Origin of the sequence: Peribacillus sp. FSL M8-0224 (assembly GCF_038003055.1) — a bacterium.
GTDB lineage: Bacteria > Bacillota > Bacilli > Bacillales > DSM-1321 > Peribacillus > Peribacillus frigoritolerans.
Genome location: NZ_JBBOOJ010000001.1, coordinates 3,658,124 through 3,670,583, shown reverse-complemented (window position 1 = coordinate 3,670,583; position 12,460 = coordinate 3,658,124). Strand labels below are relative to the sequence as shown.

Below are 12,460 nucleotides of genomic sequence, written 5' to 3'. Positions count from 1 at the left end.
TTAGGAGGAAATAATGATGATGAATGAGAGAGCGCAAAAATTACAACAAAGCTGGGAAAATGACTCACGGTGGACTGGTATTAAACGTCCTTATACGGCCGAGGAAGTCATTAAACTGAGAGGTTCCATCGATATTGAACAAACATTGGCACGCCGCGGTTCAGAAAAACTATGGAATCTATTAAAAACAGAGGATTTCATCAATGCATTAGGAGCATTGACCGGTAACCAAGCCATGCAGCAGGTGAAAGCTGGTTTAAAAGCAATCTACTTAAGCGGCTGGCAAGTGGCGGCAGATGCTAACATCGCAGGGCAAATGTACCCTGACCAAAGTTTATATCCAGCCAACTCCGTGCCGCAAGTTGTTAAACGCATTAATCAGACACTTCAGCGTGCAGACCAAATCAGCTTTGCTGAAGGGAAAAATGATATCGATTGGTTCGCTCCAATCGTGGCGGATGCTGAAGCAGGTTTTGGCGGTTCCCTTAACGTCTTCGAATTAATGAAAGGCATGATCGAAGCTGGAGCGGCTGGCGTTCACTTCGAAGACCAGCTTTCTTCCGAGAAAAAATGCGGTCACCTAGGCGGTAAAGTCCTTCTTCCAACCCAAACGGCAGTACGTAATTTAGTTTCCGCCCGATTGGCAGCCGATGTAATGGGTACACCGACCATCTTGATTGCCCGTACGGATGCTGATGCTGCAGATTTGATCACCGACGATATAGATCCGGTCGATGCACCATTCATCACTGGTGAAAGGACTCCAGAGGGATTCTACCGCACGAATGCAGGTCTTGACCAAGCAATTGCAAGAGGCCTTGCTTATGCGCCATATGCCGACCTTATTTGGTGTGAGACTTCTGAACCTAATCTAGCGGATGCTCGCCGCTTTGCCGAGGCCATCCATGCAGAGTTCCCGGGAAAATTGCTTGCTTACAATTGTTCCCCATCATTTAACTGGAAAGCGAAATTAAGTGATGAAGAGATTGCCAATTATCAAGTGGAATTGGGTAAATTGGGTTATAAATTCCAATTCGTTACACTTGCAGGCTTCCATTCATTGAATCATAGCATGTTCAACCTAGCTCTTGGTTATAAAGAACGCGGCATGGCTGCATACTCTGAACTTCAACAAGCGGAATTCGCTAGTGAGCCGGACGGCTATACAGCAACACGTCATCAGCGTGAAGTGGGAACGGGTTACTTTGATGAAGTGGCACAAGTCGTTTCTGGTGGAACATCATCCACAACAGCACTTGCAGGATCTACTGAAACAGAACAATTCGAGACGTCGAAATAATTCTAGTTTAAAACCAAAAATCCGCCTTGTACCCGAGGCGGATTTTTAAATGGAAAAGAGAGAATGCTAATAGATGTCTGGATTGCCTTAAGTGGTTTTCTTTGTATCCCCGATGATGAAAGTCCATATGGCCTTGAAGACATTGGCACGCTGAAGTGTATTGAATATGACAAGTACGACAGGTCCTGCAATCAGTCCTAGAAAACCGATCAATTTGAATCCGATGAATAAGGCGATGAGAGTGGCAAGCGGATCCAAACCAATACTGGATGAAAGTACTTTTGGCTCTATTAGCTGACGCTGGACAACGACGATTATGTACAGGACGGACAAACCGATTGCGAGACTTGTATTCCCGGCGATGAATTCAAAGATGATCCAAGGAATGAAAATCGTACCTGTCCCTAAATAGGGAATGATATCGACCAGTCCGCATATCAGGGCAATGGTAATTGAATAATTCACCCCTAAAATGAGAAATCCGATTAAAATCGTGACAGTCGTCAATGAAACAAGAGTGAATTGTGCCCGGATGAACCCGAATAAAGCCCGTTTTAAATCCCTGAATAATCGCTTTGCACCTGCAAAAATCTTATCAGGCAACACTTTTCCGGTCATGCGGCCGAAGGTATCCCAATCTTTGCTGATGAAAAATGTGCCAAGCAAAGTAAAAAGGAGTGCCGTTGCTGTAGTTGGAAACCATCCGATGATTGTGGGGATGTTCTTCAAGAAGGCTTGAATGAAGCCGCTTACTCCCGTCGTGATGGATTCACCGATATTTTGGATATTCTTGAGGATTGTGTCTTGCTGTTCGGTATCCAAATTATTGAACATGGCAGCTATTTGATTATATAAAGGGATGACGGTGGTAGCGATATATGTTTCTATATAATCCACGATGGTTTCAATGTGTTTCGGGATGACTCCGGCAAGGTAATTGGTCCCTGAAATGATCTCGGTGACCAGTAAGGTGATAAGACCTGCAAATAAAAGGAAAATGAGTAAAAGGGAAACGAATACAGCCAACCCCCGTGGCAGCCGTCCTTTCCTTTCGAAAAAAATGACCAGGGGATTCATCAAGAAAGCGATGATCATGGCAATGATGAAAGGATATGTATATTTAGATAAATAAAACAAGGCAATTCCACCTAAAATTATCCCTCCGACGACCAGTAAAGAACGAATGAAACGATACATATATACCGGATTCAAGTCATATCCTCCTTCAACCATTAAGTTTGTATTATAATTGTAACGATGATGGAAAAGAAAGGAAAGATTCTTGCATCTTTCGTTTTGAATTTTTTCTGCAGATGCATCGTTCCTTAAATCATTTTTCTCCCAAGAAGAAGGGAGTTTGTTATGTTAAAATAACAAAAAACAGAAGGAAGAAGGTGAAGGGATAATGATAAACGGTCCTGTCGTATTTTTAATTCTGCTTGCTGCAATCGGTTGGTTTGGGAAAAATACCTCACTGATCATGGCTGCGGGTTTTCTTTTAAGCATGAAACTGATTGGCCTTGACGCTAAAGTGTTTCCATACCTGGAAGCGAAAGGAATCAACCTGGGCGTCACGATCATCACGATCTCCGTACTCATTCCCATAGCAAACGGGGCGATTGGTTTCAAGGAACTAGGAGACGCGATAAAATCCCCTTATGCCTGGATTGCACTTGCATCCGGAATAGCCGTTGCGCTCATAGCAAAAAATGGGATTACACTGCTGTCGCATGATCCGCACATTACCACCGCTCTTGTATTTGGGACGATTCTTGCGGTCGCCTTATTCAAAGGTGTGGCTGTCGGCCCGTTAATCGGGGCAGGAATTGCTTATTTATGCATGCAGATCTTCAATTTTTTTAAATGATGCGAGAGGCTAAGGGGAGAAAAGTCCGTCAGTACTGGAAATGTAAATTTTCTATTTAATGTTTCGTTTATTCTGCTTTGAGACATTTTTTTGAAAAAAACGATTTTAAACGCATGAATAAAGCAAGAGAATATGTAGCTAATTTTTCTAATAAAATAATAATTTTTTCACATTTTAAGTGCTTTTCATTCCCAAAAAAGTGTTTATTGTTTATAATAATCATGTAACTGCTCTGATTTATTAAAATTGGGATTCAGAATATCATTGATATTTTTGAGGAATCTTAAAAAAAAGATGTAGTTATTGAGCAAGCGCTCACTAGGAATAGCTACAAGCATTATTTTTAGAATTTCTTATTAAAGATTATCGTACATTTTACTATTGTTGGGGTCATATTCTGTGAACGCTTCCAATACAAGATGTATGTCTTCTGCTAAAAAATAGATGGTTGTTTACAATAGCTAATTTCTTGGAAGCGCTACATTTATACGCTAATAGCAAGGGCATAGGGGAATATCTAGGAAAAGGAGAGATTTAGTATGACAGCAACAAAAGGTCTTGAAGGTGTGGTAGCAACAACTTCATCAGTAAGCTCCATTATCGATGACACATTAACGTATGTAGGTTATGACATCGATGATTTGGCTTCGAACGCAACATTCGAGGAAGTAATCTATCTTTTATGGCACGGAGCTCTTCCGAACAAAAGCCAACTAGAAGAATTAACTAAACAACTTGCTGAAAATGCTGAAATTCCAGCTGAAGTGGTTAATCACTTCAAAACATACCCAATTGATAAAGTACATCCAATGGGAGCTCTTCGCACTGCAGTATCTCTTCTTGGTCTTTATGATGAAGAAGCAGATGTAATGAGTGAAGAAGCTAACTATCGTAAAGCAATCCGCATCCAAGCAAAAATCCCTACATTGGTAACAACTTTCGCTCGCGTCCGTCAAGGGAAAGAAGCTGTTGCTCCACGTACAGATTTAAGCTTTGCTGCTAACTTCTTATATATGTTAAGCGGTAATGAACCAACGGCAATCGAAGAAGAAGCATTCAACAAAGCATTGGTTCTTCATGCTGACCATGAATTAAACGCTTCTACATTCACTGCACGCGTTTGTGTGGCTACATTAGCTGATATCTATTCTGGTGTAACTGCTGCCATCGGCGCTTTAAAAGGCCCACTTCACGGCGGAGCTAACGAACAAGTCATGAAAATGCTTACAGAAATTGGTTCAGTTGATAACGTTGAGCCATATATCAACGAAAAATTAGCCAATAAAGAAAAAATCATGGGCTTTGGCCACCGTGTATACCGTAAAGGTGATCCTCGTGCTAAACACCTTAAAGAAATGTCACAAAAACTGACTGAACTTACTGGACAACCGCAATATTATGATATGTCCATCAAAATTCATGAAATCGTAACCGGTCAAAAGAATCTTCCGCCGAACGTGGATTTCTATTCTGCTTCCGTATACCACAGTTTAGGCATCGAGCATGACCTATTTACACCAATCTTTGCTGTAAGCCGTGCTTCAGGCTGGATCGCTCATATCCTTGAGCAATATTCAAACAACCGCCTTATCCGTCCGCGTGCAGAGTATGTTGGACCAGGTATGCAAAAATATGTACCGATTGAAAACCGCTAATTAAAAGTTTTTTCGAAAAATCATTTTTTATTTCATCGAATTTGTAGTAAATTAATAGATGTGAGTAAAAAAGGTTAGTGGTTCTGCCTTATTTAAGGACAGTCCATCTAACCTTTGAATTTGAATCGGAGGTAAGAGACATGACACAAAGCCAAAAAATCACAGTTACTAACGGTGTTCTTAACGTACCAAACAACCCAATCGTTCCTTATATTGAGGGAGACGGAATCGGTCCTGATATCTGGGCTGCAGCATCCCGCGTTTTAGACGCAGCAGTTGAAAAAGCTTACAATGGCGAAAAGAAAATCGAATGGAAAGAAGTTTTAGCTGGACAAAAAGCATTTGACCAAACGGGCGAATGGCTTCCACAAGAAACTCTTGATGTCATTAACGAATATCTAATCGCTATTAAAGGACCTCTTACAACTCCAATCGGTGGCGGTATCCGCTCATTGAACGTTGCATTGCGTCAAGTATTGGACTTATTCGTATGTCTTCGTCCAGTGCGTTACTTTGATGGTGTACCTTCACCAGTTAAACGTCCAGAAGACACTGACATGGTCATCTTCCGTGAAAACACTGAAGACATCTATGCTGGTATCGAATATGCAAAAGGTTCTGACGAAGCTAAGAAATTAATCGAATTCCTTCAAAATGAATTCGGTGTTCAAAAAATTCGTTTCCCTGAAACTTCAGGTATCGGAATTAAACCGATTTCCGAAGAAGGAACAAAACGTCTTGTTCGCGCTGCACTTAACTATGCGATCAAAGAAGGCCGTAAGTCATTAACGCTTGTTCATAAAGGTAACATCATGAAATTCACTGAAGGTGCATTCAAAACTTGGGGTTATGAAGTTGCAGAACAAGAATTCGCCGATAAAGTGTTCACATGGAACCAATATGACAAAATTAAAGATGCTGAAGGCACTGAAGCTGCTAACAAAGCACAATCTGCTGCTGAAGCTGAAGGCAAAATCATCGTTAAAGATTCCATTGCAGATATCTTCTTACAACAAATCCTGACTCGTCCTAAAGAGTTTGATGTTGTTGCAACAATGAACTTGAACGGAGATTACATTTCTGATGCATTAGCTGCACAAGTTGGCGGAATCGGTATCGCTCCAGGAGCAAACATCAACTACGAAACTGGACATGCCATCTTCGAAGCAACTCACGGAACGGCTCCTAAATATGCTGGTCTTGATAAAGTTAATCCATCTTCAGTTCTTCTTTCAGGCGTTCTTTTACTTGAGCACCTTGGCTGGAACGAAGCTGCAAACAGCATCACTAAATCAGTGGAACAAACAATCGCTTCTAAAGTTGTTACATACGACTTTGCCCGCCTAATGGATGGTGCAACGGAAGTTAAATGTTCTGAGTTCGCTGACGAGCTTATCAAAAACCTTAAATAATTCATTATATGCTTTCTGGAAAAGTGCCTGAACGGGCTGCTTTTCCAGGAGGCTTATATATATTTTCAGAGGATGTTAAAAGTATTCCAAAAGTATTTATATATTTTAAGGAGGAAATAACATGTCTAAACGTAAAAAAATCACAGTTGTAGGTGCTGGATTCACTGGTGCAACAGCAGCATTCCTGGCAGCTCAAAAAGAGCTTGGTGATATCGTTTTAGTTGATATTCCGCAAGCTGAAAACCCTACAAAAGGTAAAGCTCTTGATATGGCGGAAGCAGGACCTGTTCTAGGTTTCGATGCTAACATCATCGGTACATCCGACTATGCAGAAACAGCAGATTCCGACGTGGTGATCATCACTGCCGGAATTGCCCGTAAGCCCGGCATGAGCCGTGACGACTTAGTTCAAACTAACCAAAAAGTTATGAAATCAGTAACTAAAGAAGTCGTTAAATATTCCCCTAATACAACAATCATCGTTTTGACTAACCCTGTAGATGCAATGACTTATACTGTATTCAAAGAATCCGGTTTCCCTAAAGAACGCGTTATCGGGCAATCAGGTGTTCTTGATACAGCTCGTTTCCGCACTTTCGTGGCTCAAGAATTAAACTTATCCGTTAAAGATGTAACTGGATTCGTACTTGGCGGACACGGAGACGATATGGTTCCTCTAGTGCGTTACTCTTATGCAGGCGGAATTCCTTTGGAAAAATTGATCCCTCAAGATCGTTTAGAAGCAATTGTGGCTCGTACCCGCACTGGCGGCGGGGAAATCGTAAACCTTCTAGGAAACGGAAGCGCCTATTATGCACCGGCTGCATCCCTGGTGGAAATGGCTGAAGCGATCCTTAAAGATCAACGTCGCGTTCTTCCGTCAATCGCTTATCTCGAAGGTGAATACGGATTTGAAGGCATCTACCTTGGAGTGCCGACTGTACTTGGTGCAAACGGCATTGAACAAATCATCGAACTTGATTTGACTGAAGGCGAAAAAGCGGCACTTTCAAAATCAGTTGAATCAGTTAAAGCAGTCATGCAAGTCCTTCAATAAGAGATCATAATCGAACTGCCCGGATATTGGAAGAAAAGGCACGGCCTTATTCCGACTCCGGGCAGTTTTTTAATCCGCTTCAAAAGAACCCTGGAACTTATAATCTCCCTGCTGAAGATAGGAATAACTTTATTTCCGTTTTTTTTATGTGTAAATTTCATATAATATTCTTTATAATGGAATTGGATGAGTAGACCAAGAAATTGGTCTTTTGGGTAATACATAATTCAGGAGGATCTAATGTCAAAGAAAATTCTCGTAGTGGATGATGAGCAATCAATAGTTACCTTACTTCAGTACAATTTAGAACAATCAGGCTATACGGTGATCACAGCTTTGGATGGAGAACAAGGGCTGGAGGCTGCCGTGGATATACGACCCGATTTAGTGGTATTGGATTTGATGCTGCCTAAAATGGACGGGCTTGAAGTATGTAAGCAGCTTCGCCAGCAAAAAATCAATATACCGATCTTGATGCTGACAGCTAAGGACGATGAATTTGACAAGGTGCTGGGACTGGAACTGGGGGCGGATGATTACTTGACCAAGCCATTTAGTCCCAGGGAGGTAGTGGCCCGGATTAAAGCCATTTTAAGAAGATCCCAGTTGCAATCGAACGGAAGTGAGTCAAATCAGGATCAGGAAGAGGGTCTCCTGAAATTAGGGGAATTGAAAGTGTTCCCGGAACGATACGAAGCATTCTTTGATGAACAGCAATTAGAATTGACTCCAAAGGAATTTGAATTACTTTTATATTTGGCGAAGAATAAAGGAAGAGTGCTGACCAGGGATCAACTTCTCAGTGCGGTATGGAATTATGATTTCGCGGGAGATTCACGGATCGTCGATGTCCATATTAGCCATCTTCGTGAAAAAATAGAGAAAGATACAAAAAAACCACTCTATATTAAAACGATAAGGGGCTTGGGGTATAAGCTTGAGGAGCCTAAAAAAGAATGACGACCTATCGTAAAAAGCTCTTATATACCCTCATCACATTGGTGATGGTCGTCCTGATGGCCGTGGGCTTTTTATTAGGGCACTTGTTCAAAAGTTATTATATTAAAACGTTCAATGAGCGTATACAGAACGAAACATTTTTCATTTCTACATATATTCAGGAGCATGGCGGGATCGAGTCCTTTTTGGAAAAAGGGAAGACGGCAAAATTGACACCCCTTTTAGATTCTAATTTAACCATTCTTTCCGCGAGTGGGGAAATATTATACGATTCGACATCATCCAATGAAATACTTAAAAGCCATGCCAATGTCCTTCGCAAAATAACTTTGGAAAAAGGGCTTAAGAATGGGGAAGGGTATGAAGTGGTCGAAGGCGAATCGGACCTCCATTATTATTGGAAGACGGTTGAAAAGGACGGAGAGATCGAAGGCTTTGTCGTCCATAGCAATGAAATAGAGGCCATCCATCAAGTGAATAAACAAATGTGGCAAATATTAATCATTTGTTTAGGGGTTGCCTTGATCATCATCCTGATGCTTGCGAGTAAAATCACTTCATATTATACCCGTCCGATCGAAGAGGCGACGATGGCAGCCATAGAACTGGCAAAAGGGAATTACGGAACCCGGACATTCGGGAGGCATTCCGATGAAACGGGAATGCTGACAACTTCCTTGAACATATTGGCGAGGAATCTTCAGGAAACAGAGATAGCGAGGGAAATGAATCAGGATCGTTTGGAAACTCTTGTTGAGAATATCGGTAGCGGAGTCTTGCTGATAGACAGTAAAGGGTATACGACCTTGATCAACCGGGAATTCAAGAAAAGCTTCCGTGTGAACGCCGCTACGTTTTTGTTTCAGGAATATTATTCGGTCATTAAAGACCAGGAAGTGATAGCCATCATCGAAGAGATCTTTCGAACGGAAAAAACGATAAAACGGCAGGTGAAGATACCGCTTGCCATAGAACGAAAGCATTTTGAGATTTACGGCGCTCCAATAATCGGGAATCATGATGAATGGAAGGGGATCCTCCTCATATTCCATGATATCACCGAATTGAAAAGGCTCGAGCAGATGCGGAAGGATTTCGTGGCTAATGTGTCCCATGAATTGAGGACTCCGATCACTTCCATTAAAGGCTTCTCTGAAACATTGTTAGATGGCGCCTTAAAAGACGAAAAGACCTTAAAGCACTTTTTATCGATTATCTTGAAAGAAAGTGACCGGCTGCAAGAACTCATTCAGGAGCTTTTGAATTTATCCAAAATGGAGCAACAGGAATTCGTTTTAAACGCAGGGGTCGTGGATATTACGAAAGTGCTTGGGGAAATACAAGAGATGCTTATAGGCAAGCTGAAGGAAAAAGAAGTATCCCTTGAAATTAAAACACCACCGGAACCAGTTTTCATTGAAGGGGAATCTGACAGGATCAAACAGGTTTTCATCAATTTGATTACGAACGCATTGACCTATACACCAAATGGCGGCAGGGTCACCGTTGACATCATTGAAAATGAACAGACCGTCGATATTACAGTTCAAGACAACGGGATCGGCATCGAAGAAAAAGAACTTCCAAGGATCTTTGAACGGTTCTACCGGATCGATAAGGCGAGGAGCCGCGATTCAGGAGGAACGGGCATTGGACTGGCAATCGTCAAGCATATAATAGAAGTCCATAAAGGTAAAATCAACGTGGAAAGCACACCTGGAACCGGGACGACTTTTACAGTGACTTTAAATAAAAGCTTAAAAGGTAAAATGTAGCGGGCATCTTATTTACATGTCCTTTACAATTCCTTAAAACGGACTTCATAATGCAGGGGTACAATGGTTGTACAACCCCTCATCCAAGGAGTTAAACATTGACAGAGACATAGTCTCTGTTTGATTATTTAGAAGTTCAACCAAAATTTTAAAGCAAAGATGATTGGATCAGGTAGACAAAAATCCTGTAGGAATAGCGTCTAAGTTCCCAATCAACATTCAAATCGTACTAAACCCTTAATAAACTGTAGGCAGAGACATGGTCTCTGTCTTTTAATTTTGGCTATATTCCCCGGGAACCATTCCTCTATCCTATTTTTCTAGGAAAATATTTGATTTTTATGAAACTTTAGGCCCTTTCTTGCGTAAATAAGATATAACTGCAAAGAAGGGGTGATACATATCGTTAGCTTAAAAAGGATATATACAATTACAGGACTTGTCTTTCTTATTTTAATTTTGGGTGTAGTTGCGATATCGACCTGGTACACGGTTGATGAATCCGATCAAGCTGTCATAATGACGTTTGGTAAAGTGGAGGAGACGATAACGGAACCAGGACTTCACTTTAAACTGCCTTGGCCAGTTCAATCGGTCGAGAAATTATCCAAAGAAACATTCAGTCTTAAATTTGGATATAAGGAAGAGGATGGAGAGGTGACGGATTACCCGAGTGAGACCAAAATGATTACGGGTGATGAAAATATTGTGCTGGCCGACCTAGTCGTTCAGTGGAAAATCACCGACCCTCCAAAATATCTATACAATGCAGAAGATCCAGAAAAAATATTATACGATACGACTTCAGCTGCATTACGGAGCATAATCGGCAGCACGAAAATCGATGATGCCCTTACATCTGGTAAAGCGCAAATCGAAGCGGATGTACGCGATTTATTGTCACAGCTAATGGAGAAGTATGATGTCGGGATTTCCATATCTGCGGTTAAACTCCAGGACGTGGAGTTACCGAATGAAGAAGTGCGGAAAGCATTTACCAATGTAACGGATGCCCGTGAAACGGCGAATACGAAAATCAACGAAGCGGATAAATATGAAAATAAGCGTATGAATGAAGCGGAAGGGGAAAAAGATGCCATCATCTCACAGGCTAATGGGGATAAAGCTGCCCGTACGGAAGCTGCCCGCGGAGATGTTGCGGTCTTTGAAAAATTACTCAGTGAGTATAAAGGCAATAAGGGGATTACGAAGGACCGCCTTATTATTGAGACCCTTGAGGAAGTATTGCCGAATGCAGAGATTTATATTATGAATGATGATGGAAACACAATGAAGTACTTGCCGCTTCGCTCGCTTGAAAAGGAGGAAACGAAAAAAACTCCTGCCCCTGATGAAGCCGCCATACCTGAAGAAGAAACGAAAAAAGGGAATGCATCGGAAGAAAAAGCGACAGGGGAAGGGGGCACTAAACAATGAGTGGAAAAATAATAGATTTCTCTGAGTTGAAAAAAGGGGATTTTCATTGGAGGGGCTATGTGAGAATCGGCATTTTCCTGATTATTTTCATCGCGCTGCTGCTAATCATCTTCACCAATGTCTATATCGTCAAAGAGGGCGAATACAAGGTCGTCCGCCAATTCGGTGAGGTGGTAAGGATCGATAAGACCCCGGGATTGAAGGCGAAGGTGCCATTCATTCAGAGTATCATGACCTTACCGAAGTATCAGATGACTTCCGATGTTTCCGAAGCGGAAATCAATACGAAAGATAAAAAGCGGATGCTGATCGATAACTATGCAGTTTGGAGAATAGAAGATCCGAAGAAATTGATTACAAATGCAAGGACACTTGAGAATGCCGAAACGAAAATGGAAGAGTTCATCTATTCGGCAGTTCGTTCAGAGCTGGGCCAGCTGAATTATGATGAGATCATCAATGATGAGAAGTCATCCAGGGGAAGTTTAAACGACCGAATAACCGAAAAAGTCAATGATTTGCTGCAAAAGGACAGTTATGGAATCAGCTTGACGGATGTCCGGATCAAGCGGACTGACCTGCCTTCCGAAAACGAAGCATCCGTCTTCAAGAGGATGATTTCCGAGCGGGAATCGAAAGCGCAAGAATACCTGTCCAAAGGTGATGCGAAGAAAAACCGTATCATTGCGGATACCGATCGGAAAGTGAAGGAACTGCTTTCTACTGCGGAGGCTGATGCAGAAGTGATCAGGGCAGAAGGGGAAGGGGAAGCAGCGAAAATCTATAATAAATCGTTTTCCAAAGACCCCGAATTCTATAAACTATACCGGACTCTTGAATCCTACAAGAAAACGATTGGAGATCAAACGGTCATCGTTCTGCCTTCTGATTCCCCTTATGCCAGCTTGTTAATGGGAAATACTAAATAACCTTGATGCCGTCATTTTTCTTTCCGCTTCTACTCATGGTAGAATAGAGAAGGAAAATGAACGGCTTT

General features: G+C 41.7%; 10 protein-coding genes. 9 read left to right on the top strand and 1 reads right to left on the bottom strand.

The annotated features are described in order from the left end of the window. Positions 1–16 precede the first annotated feature (16 nt). Positions 17–1,300, top strand: a complete 1,284-nt coding sequence (gene aceA, locus MKX49_RS17620) for an isocitrate lyase (protein WP_034309118.1) — start codon at positions 17–19, stop codon at positions 1,298–1,300. Between the two features lie 87 nt (positions 1,301–1,387). Here the strand turns inward: aceA and ytvI are convergent, their stop codons facing one another. Further along, positions 1,388–2,512, bottom strand: a complete 1,125-nt coding sequence (gene ytvI, locus MKX49_RS17615; protein ID WP_057276705.1) for a sporulation integral membrane protein YtvI — start codon at positions 2,510–2,512, stop codon at positions 1,388–1,390. 193 nt (positions 2,513–2,705) lie between these two features. Here ytvI and MKX49_RS17610 point away from each other — a divergent pair, with 193 nt between their 5' ends. The 8 genes from MKX49_RS17610 to hflC all read left to right on the top strand — a co-directional run bounded on the left by MKX49_RS17610 (position 2,706) and on the right by hflC (position 12,392). Beyond that, positions 2,706–3,167 carry a DUF441 domain-containing protein gene (locus MKX49_RS17610; protein WP_034309113.1) on the top strand — a complete coding sequence of 154 codons (462 nt, stop codon included), beginning with the start codon at positions 2,706–2,708 and terminating at the stop codon, positions 3,165–3,167. A 539-nt stretch (positions 3,168–3,706) separates the two neighbouring features. Beyond that, entirely contained in the window at positions 3,707–4,822 is a 1,116-nt protein-coding gene (gene citZ, locus MKX49_RS17605) for a citrate synthase (RefSeq protein WP_048681140.1), read from the top strand. An 83-nt stretch (positions 4,823–4,905) separates the two neighbouring features. Further along, positions 4,906–6,234, top strand: coding sequence for an NADP-dependent isocitrate dehydrogenase (icd, locus tag MKX49_RS17600; protein WP_285856465.1), 1,329 nt, complete (start codon positions 4,906–4,908; stop codon positions 6,232–6,234). 121 nt (positions 6,235–6,355) lie between these two features. Further along, a complete protein-coding gene (mdh, locus tag MKX49_RS17595; RefSeq protein ID WP_340877175.1) occupies positions 6,356–7,291 on the top strand; it encodes a malate dehydrogenase in 936 nt (311 codons plus the stop codon). 240 nt (positions 7,292–7,531) lie between these two features. After that, positions 7,532–8,251 (top strand): response regulator transcription factor, encoded by a 720-nt coding sequence (locus tag MKX49_RS17590; protein ID WP_034309100.1) that lies wholly within the window; start codon positions 7,532–7,534, stop codon positions 8,249–8,251. Continuing rightward, positions 8,248–10,026: a two-component system histidine kinase PnpS gene (gene pnpS, locus MKX49_RS17585; protein ID WP_340877174.1), complete on the top strand. Its 1,779-nt coding sequence runs from the start codon at positions 8,248–8,250 to the stop codon at positions 10,024–10,026. Before MKX49_RS17590 ends, pnpS begins: the two co-directional genes overlap by 4 nt. 402 nt (positions 10,027–10,428) lie before the next feature. After that, positions 10,429–11,463 carry an FtsH protease activity modulator HflK gene (gene hflK, locus MKX49_RS17580; protein ID WP_048681237.1) on the top strand — a complete coding sequence of 345 codons (1,035 nt, stop codon included), beginning with the start codon at positions 10,429–10,431 and terminating at the stop codon, positions 11,461–11,463. Further along, positions 11,460–12,392 carry a protease modulator HflC gene (gene hflC / locus MKX49_RS17575; RefSeq protein ID WP_034309097.1) on the top strand — a complete coding sequence of 311 codons (933 nt, stop codon included), beginning with the start codon at positions 11,460–11,462 and terminating at the stop codon, positions 12,390–12,392. The genes hflK and hflC overlap by 4 nt, the downstream gene beginning before the upstream one ends. Positions 12,393–12,460: the final 68 nt, after the last annotated feature.